The sequence below is a fragment of the Amycolatopsis pretoriensis genome, assembly GCF_900107925.1.
GTDB classification, from domain to species: domain Bacteria; phylum Actinomycetota; class Actinomycetes; order Mycobacteriales; family Pseudonocardiaceae; genus Amycolatopsis; species Amycolatopsis pretoriensis.
The window spans coordinates 511,235-526,096 of sequence record NZ_FNUJ01000006.1 but is presented as its reverse complement, the minus strand read 5'-3'; the positions used below and the strand labels follow the sequence as shown (position 1 = coordinate 526,096).

General features: G+C 72.7%; 12 protein-coding genes. 9 read left to right on the top strand and 3 right to left on the bottom strand.

Features of this window, described 5'->3' with window-relative positions:
• Window positions 1-24 precede the first annotated feature (24 nt).
• On the top strand, window positions 25-384 hold the full coding sequence (locus BLV96_RS28645; protein WP_425266200.1) for a DUF4233 domain-containing protein: 360 nt from the start codon (window positions 25-27) through the stop codon (window positions 382-384).
• A 4-nt stretch (window positions 385-388) separates the two neighbouring features.
• On the opposite strand, the gene BLV96_RS28640 is transcribed toward BLV96_RS28645, so the two are convergent.
• The gene (locus tag BLV96_RS28640; protein WP_086678429.1) at window positions 389-1,282 is read right to left on the bottom strand and encodes an SDR family oxidoreductase; all 894 of its coding nucleotides are present in this window, start codon (window positions 1,280-1,282) and stop codon (window positions 389-391) included.
• 86 nt (window positions 1,283-1,368) lie between these two features.
• Between BLV96_RS28640 and BLV96_RS28635 the strand changes: the two genes are divergently transcribed.
• Complete coding sequence (locus BLV96_RS28635; RefSeq protein WP_086678428.1) at window positions 1,369-1,938, top strand: TetR family transcriptional regulator; 570 nt, start codon at window positions 1,369-1,371, stop codon at window positions 1,936-1,938.
• 22 nt (window positions 1,939-1,960) lie between these two features.
• On the opposite strand, the gene BLV96_RS28630 is transcribed toward BLV96_RS28635, so the two are convergent.
• Window positions 1,961-4,318 (bottom strand): penicillin acylase family protein, encoded by a 2,358-nt coding sequence (locus BLV96_RS28630; protein WP_086678427.1) that lies wholly within the window; start codon window positions 4,316-4,318, stop codon window positions 1,961-1,963.
• A gap of 123 nt (window positions 4,319-4,441) precedes the next feature.
• On the opposite strand from BLV96_RS28630, the gene BLV96_RS28625 reads away from it, so the two are divergent.
• From BLV96_RS28625 to BLV96_RS28595, 7 genes are all read left to right on the top strand, one after another.
• Window positions 4,442-5,977 carry an alkaline phosphatase D family protein gene (locus tag BLV96_RS28625; RefSeq protein ID WP_086678426.1) on the top strand — a complete coding sequence of 512 codons (1,536 nt, stop codon included), beginning with the start codon at window positions 4,442-4,444 and terminating at the stop codon, window positions 5,975-5,977.
• Window positions 5,978-6,036: 59 nt separating this feature from the next.
• Entirely contained in the window at window positions 6,037-6,447 is a 411-nt protein-coding gene (gene ndk / locus BLV96_RS28620) for a nucleoside-diphosphate kinase (RefSeq protein ID WP_086678425.1), read from the top strand.
• 61 nt (window positions 6,448-6,508) lie between these two features.
• Window positions 6,509-7,222, top strand: a complete 714-nt coding sequence (locus tag BLV96_RS28615) for a maleylpyruvate isomerase family mycothiol-dependent enzyme (protein ID WP_086678424.1) — start codon at window positions 6,509-6,511, stop codon at window positions 7,220-7,222.
• Window positions 7,223-7,348: 126 nt separating this feature from the next.
• A complete protein-coding gene (locus tag BLV96_RS28610) occupies window positions 7,349-10,627 on the top strand; it encodes a phosphodiester glycosidase family protein (RefSeq protein ID WP_086678456.1) in 3,279 nt (1,092 codons plus the stop codon).
• 41 nt (window positions 10,628-10,668) lie between these two features.
• Window positions 10,669-11,613: an ABC transporter ATP-binding protein gene (locus BLV96_RS28605; protein ID WP_086678423.1), complete on the top strand. Its 945-nt coding sequence runs from the start codon at window positions 10,669-10,671 to the stop codon at window positions 11,611-11,613.
• Window positions 11,613-12,419, top strand: a complete 807-nt coding sequence (locus tag BLV96_RS28600) for an ABC transporter permease (protein ID WP_086678422.1) — start codon at window positions 11,613-11,615, stop codon at window positions 12,417-12,419. The genes BLV96_RS28605 and BLV96_RS28600 overlap by 1 nt, the downstream gene beginning before the upstream one ends.
• Window positions 12,419-13,249 (top strand): ABC transporter permease, encoded by an 831-nt coding sequence (locus BLV96_RS28595; RefSeq protein WP_086678421.1) that lies wholly within the window; start codon window positions 12,419-12,421, stop codon window positions 13,247-13,249. The genes BLV96_RS28600 and BLV96_RS28595 overlap by 1 nt, the downstream gene beginning before the upstream one ends.
• Window positions 13,250-13,325: 76 nt before the next feature.
• Here BLV96_RS28595 and BLV96_RS28590 read toward each other — a convergent pair whose 3' ends face one another.
• Window positions 13,326-14,750, bottom strand: coding sequence for a S8 family peptidase (locus BLV96_RS28590; protein WP_086678420.1), 1,425 nt, complete (start codon window positions 14,748-14,750; stop codon window positions 13,326-13,328).
• Window positions 14,751-14,862: the final 112 nt, after the last annotated feature.

The following is a 14,862-nucleotide window of genomic DNA, read 5'->3' as shown; positions in this document are numbered from 1 at the left end:
GAGAAGCCGAAGCCGAAGGACCCGATGAAGGGCTTCCGCGGCGTGATGTCGGGGACGCTGATCATGGAGGCGATCACGGTCGCCCTCGCGCTGCCGGTCGTCAACAAGCTCGGCGGCGGGATCAGCACGGGCACCGGCTGGACGGTCATCGCGGTGGCCGCCCTGCTCATCGTGACCTGCGGGTTCGTCAAGCGCCCGTGGGCGGTGCCGGTCATCCTCGGCCTGCAGGTGGTGCTGATCGCGCTGGTGTTCTGGCTGCCCGCGATCGCCGTGCTCGGCGTGCTGTTCCTGGCGGTCTGGCTGTGGCTGCTGTGGCTGCGCAAGGACGTCGCCCGCCGCATGGCCGCCGGCACCCTGGCCAGCCAGCAGCAGCCCCAGCCCTGACCTTCTACAGGTAGTCGCCCTCGGCCACGTCTTCGAGCAGCGTCGGGTGGTGCGGTGACCAGCCGAGCAGCTCCCGCGTGGCGGTGCTGGAGACGGGCGCGTCGGTGCCGTACGCCCGGGCGATGAACGGGCTGACGAAGTGCCCGGCGGCTTCTTCCGGCGTCAGGGAGACGACGGGCAGGCCGAGACCGCGTCCGATCGTCTCGGCGATGTCCCGGAACGGCACGTTCTCGGCGGTCGCGTGCAGCACGCTGCCCGCCGGCGCGCCCTCCAGGGCGAGGCGGAACACGACTGCCGCATCCAGCCGGTGCACCGCGGGCCACCGGTTCTCGCCGTCGCCGACGTAGGCCGACTGCCCAGTCTTGCGGGCGGTATCGACGAGCCAGGCGATGAAGCTGTGGTCACCGGGACCGTGAACGGTCGGCGCGAGCCGGACGACGCTCGCCCGCACGCCGCGAGCGGCGAAGTCCAGGCAGGCCCGCTCGCCGACGATCCGGAACGCGGCGAGCCCCGAGGTGTCGGGTTCGTCCCGCTCGGTGCTCTCGCGGCCCGCCGGCATGACCAGCGTCCCGGACGTGCTCACGAACGGCTTGCCCGAACCGATCAGGACCTCGCCGAGCGTCTCGATCGCCGTGCGGTCGCGGCGGGTCATGTCGTCGAGGTCGCTGAAGTCGCCGCCGAAGGCCATGTGCAGGACGCCATCGGCGGCTTCGGCGCCGGTGCGGAGGCTGTCGAGGTCGTCGAGCGAGCCGGGGTGCGGCGTGGCACCGAGCGCCTCGAGCCGGGCGGCGGCCGCGTCCGACCGCGCGAGGCCGGTGACGGTGTGCCCCGTCGCGATCAGCTCGGTGACGACGGCGGGGCCGGTCTGGCCGGACCCGCCGGTGACGAAGACGTGCATGGGACTCTCCCGCGTAGTGACAGTGACTGACGCTACGAACTGTACCTCGTAGTGTCAGTCACTGTCACAACAGGTAGGCTGACGGGGTGCCACGCAGCGGAGAGGAAGCGCGCCGCCGCCTTCAGCAGGCGGCGCTGGAGCTGTACGCCGAGCGCGGCTTCGACCGGACCACCACGGCCGAGATCGCGGCCCGGGCCGGCGTCACCGAACGCACGTTCTTCCGGCACTTCCCGGACAAGCGCGAAGTGCTCTTCGACGGCGAAGCCGCTCTTCGCGCGGATCTGACGGCGTCGGTGATCGGCGCGCCCGACGGGCTGCCGCCGCTGGAAGTCCTGCTCCGCGCGTTCCGGAAAGCCGGGCGGATCGTCGAGGGCAACCGATCGTTCGCCGAACCGCGCCTGGCGGTCATCGCCGCGACCCCGGCGCTGCGCGAACGCGACCTGGCGAAGGCGGCGGCGATGAGCGACGCGCTCGCGGCGGCGCTGCGCGCCCGGGGTGTCGCCGACCGGCTCGCCGCGCTCGCCGCCCACATCGGCTGGGTGACCTTCCACCACGCGGCCGGAGCTTGGATCGAGGAATCCCGCCGCAGCCTGGACGAGCACCTCGACGAAGCCTTCGCCGACCTGCGCGCGTTGTCGGCGGAGACGGGCGGCTGAGCGCCCGCCTCCGCCGGGGACGTCAGCGCAGGACGACGACCCGCAGCGCGGGGGAGTGCAGGATGTCCGCTTCGCAGAAGCGTTCCTTCACCCATTCACCCCGGCTGTAGAGCCTCGTCTGGTCGCTGAAGTACGGCGACTTCGGGTTCGCCGACTGCGAATACGTCAGCAACGTCGAGGAGTCCGGGCACGCGGTCCCGCGGAACCCGACCACCTGGATGTAGCTCGACCCGTGGGCTACTTCGACGTTCCCGCGCGCCGGGTCCCACACCGGCGTCATCACGTTGAGCACGCCGAGGAAGCCCTGGCCGCCGTGGATCGGGATGCGTTCGCCGTTGCGCGTCACCGCTTGCCCGTCCCGGAGCCGCGCGTCGGGAGCCAGCCCGGCCGTGCGCAGCTCGACGAGCGCGTCCCCGAACGCCTTCCGGACGTCGGCGTTGCCCACGTTCAGGGTGTTCGGCGTGGTCAGCGGCTGCTTCGGGTCGAACGGCACCGTGAACCGGTCCACGTTCCCGAGCCTGGCCGCGAACCGCTGGAACAGCAGCGAACCCCGGCTGTCGAGCGAGTACGTGTGGTCCCACTTCGCCAGCGCGGCGCAGGCCGGCCCGACCGGCACCGAACCGGTCGACGACGGGGCCAGCCCACCCGGGAAGGACGCGCACAGCTTCGCCAGGTCCGCCGCCGTCAGATCGGCGAACAGGCTGTGGTCGGTGAAGAGCATCTTCTTCATCGAGTCCGTCGTGAAGCCGCCCTTTTCGGCCGTGAGCAACGCTTCCCGCGTGCGCGGCGAGCGTTCGGTGCCGATGTCGCCGACGATGTGCGGGTAGCCCGTGATCGGCGCCTTCGCGTTCGCCAGCCAGGCGCTGTCGTTGGCGTTCAGCTCGTAGTCGCGGCTTTGCTGCTGCGGCAGCCGCGACGGCGCGAAGATGCCCGGTTCGATCGCGCCCGGGTCGGAACCCCACTGGCACGAGGACTTCGAACCGTCCAAAATGGCCAGTCCGACTTCGGCGAACGTCCCCTGCCCCAACGGGGTGCTGCACGTCTTCGCGAGTTCGTCGGTGACGTGCGGGACGACCTGGATGTCGGCGTAGAGCGCGTTGCCGGCCCGGTCGGTGGCGATCGTGTTGACCCACGGGACGCCCTGCGTGCGGCTCAGCGCCCGGACGATGTCGCCGGTGCTGCGGGCCTGGTCCAGCTCGAACCACGTGTTGAGCCCGCGCAGGTTCGTCGCGTTGGCGTCGCGGACCGCGTACGCCGACTTCGCCGTCCACGGCAGCGGAACGCCCTGGAAGTCGCCCATCACCGGCCCGTACCGCGTCGACCAGAACGTCTGGCTGACCGGCTTCACCGAGCCGTCGGCCTGACGCACCTGGACCGTCACGTCGTGGGACGTCATCTTCTCGGCCTTGCCGTCGACCAGATACGTCGTCGGGTCGCCCGGCTTCAGCGGCACCTCGAAGAGGCCGAACGTGACCGGGGTGGACACCGTGTGCGTCCAGGCCGCGTCGGCGGTGTGCCCGATCTGGACGAACGGCATGCCGAGCAGGCTCGCGCCGGCGACGTCGAACCGGCCCGGGATGGTCAGCTGGCTCTGCCAGAACCGGCGTCCAGCCTGCCACGGGTAGTGCGGGTTGCCGAGCAGGACGCTGCCCTTGCCGGCCGCGGTCGAGTCGGCGCCGATCGCGATGCCGTTGCTGCCGAGCCCGCTGCCGCTCAGCGCCTTCTTGACCTGATCCGACAGCTGGCCGGCCGTCCCCGGCGCCGGCGTCGCGCCGGAAGGCGGTGCGGTGAACAGGCTTTCGGTCACCACGCCCTGGCCGCCGGTGATCGCGATGGCGTAGAAGTGCCGGTAGAAGTCCTGTTCGGTGATCGGCCGCACCCAGTCCGCGCCGCGGCAGGCCGGGTCGGAGATGCCGGCCCGGCCGGTGCGCGCGAGGTAGGCGTTGAACCCCTTGACGTACCCCGAAACGATCTGCCGGACCTCCGGCCGCGGCCCCTGCGGCGCGGGCTGCGCGGCCAGCCGGTCGACGACGCCGGAGTCGTTGATCTTCTGGAAGAACAGGTCGCTGTGGAGGTTGTTCGCCGCCTCGGACAGCGACGGGTAGCCGTCGCCGTCCGGGCCGAAGTACTTCGATCGCCGCGCGCTCACCGTGAGGTAGATGTTCGCGAGTTCGCAGACGTTGTCGGTCGCCGCCGCGTAGCCGTACCCGTAGCCGAGGCCCGCGAAGTCCTTCGCGACGATGTGCGGGATGCCGTGTTCGGTGTAGCGGAGGACGGCTTTCCCGCTGCCTTCTTCACCGGCCGCCGCGATGCCGGTGCCCAGTGTGGTGATGGTGAGTGCCGCTGTCAGAACCGCCAGGGTTTTCCTGAATGGTCTCATCTGACCCCCTTGTCGTGATCGCCACGCTACCGATGGCGACGGCACGCGGACATGGGGGAAAACCCGGGGATTCGTTCATCCGCGCGCAAACCGGCGTTGGCCGGGGCGGGATAGAAACCGCGCATGACCCACTCTCGCCGTTCCCTGCTCAAGGCCGGTCTCACCGGCGCCGCGGCCAGTCTCGTGCTGCCTTCGACGGCGTTCGCCGCGACGCCGCTCGTGCGCGCCGGCCGGCCCGTGCTCACCCACGGCGTCTCCTCCGGCGACGTCACGCCCGGCTCGGCGATCGTCTGGTCGCGGGCCGACCGGCCGTCGCGGCTGTGCGTCGAAATCGCGCGCGACCCGTCGTTCCGGCACGCGCGCCGCATCCCGGGCCCGCTCGCCGGCCCGGCCACCGGCGGGACCGGACAGGTCCGCGTCGCCGGCCTCGCACCCGGCACGGAATACCACTACCGCGTCACGGCGGAGGCCCTCGACGGGCGCGCCACGAGCGAGCCGCTGACCGGCCGGTTCGCCACCGCGCCGGTGGGCCGCCGCGACACCCGGATCGTGTGGTCGGGCGACGTCGTCGGCCAGAACTGGGGCATCAACCCGGACCTGGGCGGCATGACGATCTTCTCGGCGATGGCCGCCCGCCGCCCGGACGTGTTCCTGCACAGCGGCGACACGGTGTACTCCGACGGCCCGCTGACGGAGACGGTGACGCTGCCCGGCGGCCGCACGTGGCGCAACGTCGTCACGGCGGAGAAGTCGAAGGTCGCCGAGACCCTGGACGAATACCGCGGCCAGCACGCGTACAACCGCCTCGACGCGAACTTCAAGCGCTTCGCCGCGCAGGTCCCGGTCTACGCCCAATGGGACGACCACGAGGTCCTCAACAACTGGTACCCGGGCAAGATCCTCGACAACCCGGCGTACACCGAGAAGCGCGTCGACGTCCTCGCGCCGCGGGCGTACCAGGCGTTCCACGAGTGGCACCCGATCGACTCGCGGCAGGCCGTCGACGGCCGCGTCTACCGCAGCTTCGAGTACGGCTCGCGCGCCGAGGTATTCGTGCTCGACATGCGGACCTACCGCAACGCCAACACCGCCGACCAGACCAAGCCGGGCTACATCCTCGGCGACCGGCAGGCCCGCTGGCTGGCCGACGCGCTCGGCCGCAGCACGGCGACCTGGAAGATCGTCCAGGCGGACATGCCGCTGGGCCTGGTCGTCCCGGACGGCACGGCGATCGAAGCGGTGGCGAACAACCTGCCGGGCGCGCCGGGTGGCCGTGAGACGGAGCTGGCGTGGGTGCTGCGGGAGATCCAGCGCCGCCGTGTGCGCAACGTGGTCTGGCTGACGGCGGACGTCCACTACACCGCGGCGCACCACTATTCGCCCGACCGGGCGGCGTTCCAGGACTTCGACCCGTTCTGGGAGTTCGTGTCCGGGCCGCTGAACGCGGGCGCGTTCGGGCCGAACCAGCTCGACCCGACGTTCGGCCCGGAGGCGGTGTTCGTGCACGCCCCGCCGGCGGCGAACACGGCCCCGATCGACGGCTTCCAGCACTTCGGCGAGCTGAACATCGACGGCGGCAGCGGTGACCTGACGGTCGACCTGCGGGACGCCACGGGGGCGTCGCTGTGGTCGAAGAAGCTGCACCCGCAGGGCCGGTGACCACGGTCGGCTACGCTCACGCGCACCGACCCTCACCCGTACCAAGGAGAAACACCGTCGTGACTGAACGCACGCTGGTCCTCGTCAAGCCCGATGGCGTCGCGCGCGGCCTCGTCGGCGAGGTCGTCTCGCGCATCGAGCGCAAGGGCCTGAAGCTCGTCGCCCTCGAGCTGCGGACCGTTCCGCAGGCGCTGGCCGAGGAGCACTACGCCGAGCACAAGGAGCGTCCGTTCTTCGGCGACCTGCTCGAGTTCATCACCTCGGGCCCGCTGGTCGCGCTCGCCGTCGAGGGGCCGCGCGCCATCGCCGCGTTCCGCCAGCTGGCCGGCGGCACCGACCCGGTCGAGAAGGCCACCCCGGGCACCATCCGCGGCGACTTCGCCCTGGAGACCCAGTACAACCTGGTCCACGGCTCGGACTCCCCGGAGTCGGCCGAGCGCGAGCTGAAGCTCTGGTTCCCCGACCTGTGATGCTGTGACCGGCACCGGGGCCGCGCCCGCCGCGCGGCCCCGGTTTCCTGGGGGAGATCCGATGACGACCATGCCGTTCCCGGCCCGCGAGTACCTGCCGGTGCTGCGTGAGCTGACCGGCGCGTTCACCGAGCGGCTGCGCGACGCCGACCTGGCCGCGCGGGTGCCCGACTGCGGTGCCTGGACCCTCGCGGACCTCGGGACGCACCTGGGGAACGTGCACCGCTGGGCCGCGACGATCGTCGCCACCGGTGAGTCCCAGCGCCAGGACTTCGCGCAGGGGCCGGGTGCCGATCTGGCGTCCTGGTACCGCGAAAGCGCCGACCTGCTGCTCGACGCGCTCGAAGCGGCCACTCCCGAAGACCGGTGCTGGCACTTCGGCGGCACCGAGAAGACCAAGGCGTTCTGGTTCCGCCGCCAAGTGCACGAAACCGCCGTCCACCTCGCCGACTCGGGGAGCGCGCACGTGCTCGACCCGGCTGTCGCCGCGGACGGCGTCGACGAGGTCCTGTCCGTGCTGATGCCGCGGGTCACCCGCTGGCACCCGGTGCCCGAGCTGCCCGGGCCGGTTTCGCTGCACGCCACCGACACCGGCGACGTCTGGACCGTGCACCCCGGCGAGCCGCCCGCGCTCGGCCCGGCCGCTGCTGGGACCGCCACCGTCGAGGCGCCCGCCCGCGATCTCCTGCTGCGGCTGTGGAAGCGCACTGGCCCCGACCCGCGCGTCGACGGCGCCGCCGCGGCCGCGTTGCTCCGGTCGCCGCTCACGCCCTGATGGTGTTCTAGACCATTCAGGCGGCGTTCACCGGGAAGCCTTCCCCCGGCCGTGCCACTGCGCTGTGCTGGTCCGGCTCACTCTCACTCGATACTGGGGTACCTGGTGAAGAAGTCACGCATCGCGCTGCCGCTCGCCGCCTTGATCGCGACGGTGTTCGTCGTCCCCGCCCACGCCGACCCCCTGAAAGCGCCGCTCGGCACGCCGCCGGTCGAGGCCGCGCCCGCCGCGTCGTCGGCTCGCGAAGGCGTGACCACCTTCGCCGCCACGGACCCCGACGACGGGCTCGTCACCGGCAGCGCGACCACCGAGGTCGCGCCCGGCCTGAACCTCACCCAGTTCGACCGGTTCGACCCGGCGGGCTGGATCCGCGGCGACACCCTCGCCGTCGACCTGGGCAGCAAGGTCCTGAAGCCGACATACCTGAGCCCGGGCACGGTCTCCGCGCGCACGCCGCTTTCGCAGCAGGTCGCGCGCACCGGCGCGGTCGCCGGCGTGAACGGCGACTTCTTCGACATCAACGCCACCGGCGCGCCGATCGGCGTCGGCATCGACCGCGGCCAGCTGCAGACCGCGCCCGCCGCCGGCCACAACCTCACCGCGTCGATCACCGACGAAGGCAAGGCGCAGCTGGCTTCGGTCTTCCTCGAAGCGACCGTGACGCTGCCCGGCGGCACGGTCGAGGCGACGAACTTCAACAGCCCGGTCCTCGGTACCGACGCGATCGGCGTCTACACGCCGTTGTGGGGCGCTTCGGGCCGCGCGACCTCGGTGGCCGGAGCGGCCCGGGTACGCGAGGTCGAGCTGCGCGACGGCGTCGTGACCGCCACGCGCGAGCAGCCCGCGGCCGGCCCCATCGCGGCGGGCACGACGCTGCTCCTGGCCCGCGAAGCCGGGGCGGACGTCCTCGCTGCGCTGAAGCCGGGCGACGCCGTCGGCGTCACGTACGCGCCGCGGTCGGACGCCGGGAAGATCGCGGTCGCCGTGGGCGGCAACGAAGTCCTGCTCCGCGACGGCGTCGTGCAGCCGGTCGACAACGTCGCCATGGCGCCGCGCACCGCGGTCGGCTTCTCCGCCGACGGCAAGCGGCTGTGGCTGGCCACTGTGGACGGACGCCAGGCCGACAGCCGCGGGATGACCGAGCTGGAACTGGCCCGGCACCTGAAGAGCCTCGGCGCCGACGACGCCATCAACCTCGACGGCGGCGGCTCGTCGACGCTCCTGGCGCGCAACGAGGGCGAAGCCGCGCCGAGCGTCCGCAACGCGCCGTCCGACGGCGGGGAACGCCTGGTGCCCAACGGGATCGGCTTCGCGACCGTGCCGGGCAGCGGCAACCTCACGGCGTTCTCCCCGGCACCGGCCGTGGCGACCGGCGACGCGAACCGCGTGCTGACCGGCCTGACCCGGCACCTGGTCGCCGACGGCCACGACGAAACCGGCGCCGCCGTCGCCGCCGACCCGCGCTGGAGCACCTCCGACCCGCGGCGGGCCACCGTGACCCGCGGGGTCGTCACCGGTCACGGCGCCGGCCGCGTCGACGTCGTCGCGAAGTCCGGGCGTGCGTCCGGCCGGACGGCACTTTCCGTGCTGGGCAAGGCGGTCCGGCTCGGCACGAGCACCGAGCAGGTCGCGCTGTCGGCCGCGGGCGCGAAGAGCACGTTCAAGGTCTACGGCTACGACGCGGACGGCTACGGCACCTGGCTGGAGCCCGACGACGTCAAGCTCGACTACGACCACTCGGTCGTGCAGGTCGAGCCGTCGGGTGACGGCTACGAGGTGACCGCGCTGACCGCGTCCGGCGCCTCGGCGATCACTGCGTCGGCTGGGGGCCTGACCACGCACCTGGCCGCTTCGGTCGGGACCGTGCCGCAGGTCGCGGCCCCGCTGGACGGGCCGGCCGGCTGGAGCGCGACGGTGTTCCCGGCGGTCGTCGGCGCGGCGCTGTCCGCGGCCCCGGGGCGGGACGGTGGCGCCGGCCTCGCGCTGGACTACCGGCTCACCGGCACGACCGCGACGCGCGCCGCCTACGTGACGCCCGCGTCGCCGCTGCCGGTCCCGGCGGGCACGCAGAAGATCGGGCTGTGGGTCGACGGCGACGGCAAGGGCGCCTGGCTGCGCGCCGAACTGCGCGACGCCGCGAACGTGGCGTCCATTGTGGACCTTTCGCTGAGCGTCGACTGGACGGGCTGGCGGTACGTCACCGCCGCGGTCCCGGCCGGCCTGCCCGACGGCCAGCGCCTGGCGCGCTTCTACGCCGTCGAGAACGTGCCGGACCAGCAGTACGAAGGTCACCTGGTGTTCGACGACCTGACCTTCGAGGTGGCGCCGACGACGGCCGTGCCCGCCGACCCCGCCCCGCGCGACCCGGCACTGGTCACCGACGGCACGCTGTCGGGCGGCCTGCGCGTCGCGGTCGTCAGCGACGCGCAGTTCACCGCGGACGACCCGGCCGGCCCGCTGGTCGCCCAAGCGCGGCGGGCACTGCGGGAAGCCGTCGCGGCGAAGCCGGACCTGGTGCTCATCAACGGCGACTTCGTCGACCGCGGCACGGCGCCCGACTTCGTGCTGGCTCGCCAAGTCATCACCGAAGAGCTGGACGGCAAGGTTCCCTGGTACTACGTGCCGGGCAACCACGAAGCCGAAGGCGGCAACGGACTCGCCAACTTCCAGGCCGCCTTCGGGGTGACGCACCAGGTCGTCGACGTGCGCGGCATCCGGCTGGTGCTGATGGACTCCTCGCGCGGCTCGCTGCGGGCGGGCGGGTTCGACCAGGTCCGGATGCTGCGGGATGCGCTCGATTCGGCGGTGAAGGACCGCTCGGTCCGCGGGGTTGTCGTCGCGATGCACCACCCGGTCAAGGACCCGAGCCCGACCGGCAACTCCCAGCTCGGCGACCGGAAGGAAGCCACGCTGCTGACCCAGTGGCTGACCGGGTTCGAGCAGGCGTCCGGCAAGCCCGCCGCTTCGGTGGCTTCGCACGCGGGCGTGTTCTCGCTCTCGCGCGTGGACGGCGTGCCGTACCTGGTCAACGGCAACTCGGGCAAGGCACCGGCGGCCGCACCCGGCGACGGCGGGTTCGTCGGCTGGACGCTGCTGCGCGTCGACCCGGCCGACCGGGCCCAGCCGGTGCGGTTCGAGACGCGGCCGAACGTCGACTCGCTCACCGTTTCGGGGCCGTCCTCGATGGTCCGCGGCGAACGCGCGGTCGTGCGGGCTTCCCTGCGGCAGGGCACCCGGGACGTGCCGGTGTCGTACCCGGTGAGCGCGGACTGGTCGGTCGGCTGGGGCGTCGTGGCGTTCGATCCCGCTTCCGGTGTCCTGACGGCGTTGCGGCCGGGCGTCGCGCGGCTTTCGGTGACGGTCAACGGGGTGACGCGGACGCTGGTCGTGACCGTGCGCGGCTAAACCGTTCGGTTTTTGTCGGTGCCCGCTCGTATGGTCGGGGGGTGGACGAATCGGAGGACCGGGAACCGGCGCTGGTGCAGGCCAAAGCACTCGTGAAGCGCTTCGGCGAGTTCGAAGCCGTGCGCGGGATCGACGTCGAGGTGCGGCGCGGGGAGGCGTTCGGCTTCCTCGGCCCGAACGGCGCCGGCAAGTCGTCGACGATGCGGATGATCGCGTGCGTGTCACCCCGCACCGACGGCGACCTCCGCGTGCTGGGCCTGGACCCGGAGGTGGCCGGGCCGCGGATCCGCGCGCGCCTGGGGGTCGTGCCGCAGCAGGACAACCTGGACGTCGAGCTGACGGTCCGGGAGAACCTGCTGATCTACGGCCGCTACTTCGGCCTGTCGCGCGCGGCGGCCCGGCGCAAGGCGGACGAGCTGCTGGAGTTCGCGCAGCTCGGTGACCGCGCGGGCGACAAGGTCGACCCGCTCTCCGGCGGCATGAAACGCCGGCTGACGATCGCCCGTTCGCTGGTCAACGACCCGGAGCTGCTGCTGCTCGACGAGCCGACGACCGGGCTCGACCCGCAGGCCCGGCACCTGCTGTGGGACCGGTTGTTCCGGTTGAAGGCCCAGGGCACGACGCTGATCGTGACGACGCACTACATGGACGAAGCCGAGCAGCTGTGCGACCGGCTGGTCGTGATGGACCACGGGCGCATCGCCGCGGAGGGCTCGCCGGCGGAGCTGATCAAGCGGTACTCGACGCGCGAGGTGGTCGAGCTGCGGTTCGCGTCGGGGGAGCAGGCCACGGCGGCCCGGCGGGTCGAGGAACTGGCGCAGCGGGTGGAGGTACTGCCGGACCGGGTACTGCTGTACAGCGACGACGGCGAGGCGGCGCTGGAACAGGTGCACGCCCGCGGGGTCCGGCCGCTGTCGAGCCTGGTGCGACGCAGTTCGCTCGAGGACGTGTTCTTGAGGCTGACCGGCCGGACGTTGGTGGACTGATGACCACCGTCGAACCCACCGGCCGCGTCGTCGGCCACTGGCACGGCGCCTGGCTGCGCGTCGAGGGGTACTGGACCTGGTACCGCCGCCACTGGGTGTCCACTCTGTACTCCACCGGCCTCCAGCCGGTCCTCTTCCTCGCCGCGATGGGCCTCGGCTTCGGCTCCCAGGTCCGCCCCGGCGCCGTCACCGGCGGCCTGTCCTACCTCCAGTACATCGCGCCCGCCCTGCTCGCCGCCGGGGCCGCGCAGCAGGCCGTCGGCGACTCCAGCTATCCCGTGCTGTCCGGGTTCAAGTGGCAGAAGGACTACCTCGCCGTCACGGCCACGCCCGTGTCGCCGGGCCAGGTCCTCGGCGGCCACCTGATCTGGACGGCCATGCGGCTGACGCTCGCCGGCGCGATCTACGCGTTCGTCGCGCTGTTCTTCGGCGCCTGGACCGGGCCCGGCGTGCTGCTGGTGATCCTCGTCGGCACCATCACCGGGCTCGCCTGCGCCACGCCGATCACCGCGCTCGCGGCCCGGACGTACGACGAGGGCCAGCGGTTCGGGCTGATCTTCCGGTTCGTCGTGATGCCGATGACGTTGTTCTCCGGCACGTTCTTCCCGATCGCCCAGCTGCCGGGCGCGATCCGCTGGCTGGCCTGGCTGTCCCCGCTGTGGCACGGCACCCAGCTGGCGCGCGGCGTGAGCCTCGGCGGGGTCGGCGGCTGGGCGATGCTCGGCCACCTCGCGGTGCTCGCGGCGTTGTTCGCGGCCGGGTGGGCGTTCGCGCACCGGGCCTTCTACCGGAGGCTGGTGGTCTGATGGTGAGCGTCCAAGCCCCGCCGGCGCGGGCCGGGCTGCTGCTGCGGATCCTGCCGCCCGGGCTGTACGCGGGCCAGGCGCGCAAGCTCGTCGAGCGCTCGGTCCTGGTGGCGCGCAACAGCTGGCTGATGTTCCTCTCCGGCGCGGCCGAGCCGTTCCTCTACCTGCTGGCGTTCCAGCTCGGGTTCGGCAAGCTCGTCACCGAGGTGGCGGGCCCGGACGGCCGCCCGATGGACTACGTCGCGTTCGTGGCGCCGGCGCTGCTGGCGACGTCGGCGATGAACGGCGCCGTCTTCGAATCGACGTACAACCTGTTCTTCAAGCTGCGCTACGCGAAGCTGTACGACGCGATGCTGGCGACCCCGATCGGTCCGCTGGACATCGCGCTGGGCGAGATCGGCTGGGCGATGACCCGCGGCGGCGTCTACGCGGTGGCGTTCCTGGCGATCGCGGCGGGGATGGGGCTGCTGGCGTCGTGGTGGGCGCTGCTGATGGTCCCGGCGGCCCTGCTGGTCGGCCTGGCCTTCTCGGCGATCGGCATGGCCCTGGTGACGTTCCTGAAGTCGACGGCCCAGTTCGACTACATCGCGCTGGGCCTGATGCCGATGTTCCTGTTCGCGACGACGTTCTTCCCGCTGTCGGTGTACCCGGAGCCGCTGCAGTGGCTGGTCCGCTGCCTCCCGCTGTACCACGCGATCGAGCTGATGCGCGGCCTGGCGACCGGCATCCTGTCCGGCAGCATGCTGGCCAACCTGGCGTACTTGCTGGTCCTGGGCGCGGTGGGCCTGTGGGCATCGACGAGGAGGATCGCCAAGCTCCTGCTGACGTGACCGCGCGGCTCTCGGGGCGGAAAGCACACCCCTCGCCGCGACCGAGCACCCGAAGCCGCGATCCCCGCGGCCGGGCTCAGCGGGCCAGGTCGGGCTTGCCCCGCGGCGCGGCGGCGGCCAGCGCGTCCACCATCCCGTGGCCGTAGAAGCCGTTGAACCCCTCGTATCCCGCGCAGTAGGCGTCCTGGGTGCCGTCGCCGGTGAGGTCGTAGTCGGCCGGGCACGGCATCGGCATGGCCTGGGCGTCCAGCGTCCGCCGCAGCTGCCGCGGCCCCGCGCTCGGCGAGGCGGCCGCGAGCAGCGCCAGCACGCCGGTGACGTGCGGCGCGGCCATCGACGTCCCGCACAGCGGCGCGTACCCGCCGGGCACCGTCGAAAGCACGCACTCGCCGGTCTCGCCGCCGGGCGCCGTGACGTCGATCACGCCCAGCCCGTAGGAGCTGTACCCGGCCTTGACCCGGTCCGAGCCGACGGCGGACACCGCGACGACGTCCCGCAGCCCGGCCGGCAGCGCTTCGCAACCGGAACCCGGCCCGGCCGAGCCGGAGCGCGCCGACGGTGTCAGGTCGACGGCCTCGTTCGTCGCCGCCGCGACGTTCAACGTCCCGGCCGAGGTGCTGTACTCCACCGCCCGGGCCAGCACCTCGTGCACCACCCCGCGGTCGTCGCCGCGGATGCACGACAGCGTCCACGGGTTCACGAAGAAGCTGCTGTTCGTGAGCCGCAGGTGCCGCGACGCCGCCCACATCAGGCCGCACACCGCGGCCTCCGGGTCGGCGTAGCCGCGGTCGTCGATCACCTTCACCGACGCCACACGCACCCCGGGCGCCACACCCGTCACCCCGCGCCCGTCGTCGGCCGCCGCGATGATCCCCGCCACGTGCGTGCCGTGCACCGACGTCGTCGGCGCCCAGGCCGACGGCGACCGGTCGGGCTCCCCGGTGAGGCAGCCCGCGGAGTCGTCGCGGTCGAGGGCGCCGGTCAGGTCCGGGTGGTCGGGGTCGATGCCCGAGTCGAGGACGCCGACGACGACGTCGCGACGGCCGTCCGAATCGCCCGTCGCTTGGCCCGCGTTGATCATCCGCATGTCCCACTGCTGCCCGCTCAGGTCCGCGGTCGGCACGCGCGCCGGGTCGGTGACGGGCAGCGTGGCCCGCGCGGGCTGTGGCCTGACCTCGGTGACGCGCTGCGCGGCCAGCCGCTCGGCCTGGGCGCTGAACGCCCGGTCGAGCCCGATCCGGGCGCCGAACGACGGGTCGCCCGACGTGGCGACCGCCACGGCGATCTGCGGGTAGTAGCCGGTGGTGGCGCCGCACGCCGCCGTGACCTGTTCGCGGGCGGCGGACTCGGTGGTGCCGCGGTCGAACGCGACGACGTAACGCAGGGCCCGGCCGTGACCGCAGGCGGGCGCGTCGGCCGCCGCCGGACCGGCGGTGACGCATCCCGAAAGCACCAGTACGGTGCACACGGCCGCTCGCAGCGGCCGCGCCAGCAGGGACACCGGACCTCCCACCGGATGCAGGAACCGCGGGTGCCGGCGCGCGAGATCCCGGTCACCCCGAGCCGCACGGTAGCCACCCCGTGCCCGGCGGACAAGCGCTACGGCCAAGTTC

Bases quoted from the DNA above. Each gene is read 5' to 3' on its own strand.
- BLV96_RS28625 (WP_086678426.1), top strand. From the start codon at position 4,442: ATGACCCACTCTCGCCGTTCCCTGCTCAAGGCCGGTCTCACCGGCGCC.
- BLV96_RS28645 (WP_425266200.1), top strand. From the start codon at position 25: ATGAAGGGCTTCCGCGGCGTGATGTCGGGGACGCTGATCATGGAGGCG.
- BLV96_RS28600 (WP_086678422.1), top strand. From the start codon at position 11,613: ATGACCACCGTCGAACCCACCGGCCGCGTCGTCGGCCACTGGCACGGC.
- BLV96_RS28615 (WP_086678424.1), top strand. From the start codon at position 6,509: ATGACGACCATGCCGTTCCCGGCCCGCGAGTACCTGCCGGTGCTGCGT.
- BLV96_RS28640 (WP_086678429.1), bottom strand. From the start codon at position 1,282: ATGCACGTCTTCGTCACCGGCGGGTCCGGCCAGACCGGCCCCGCCGTC.
- BLV96_RS28630 (WP_086678427.1), bottom strand. From the start codon at position 4,318: ATGAGACCATTCAGGAAAACCCTGGCGGTTCTGACAGCGGCACTCACC.
- BLV96_RS28595 (WP_086678421.1), top strand. From the start codon at position 12,419: ATGGTGAGCGTCCAAGCCCCGCCGGCGCGGGCCGGGCTGCTGCTGCGG.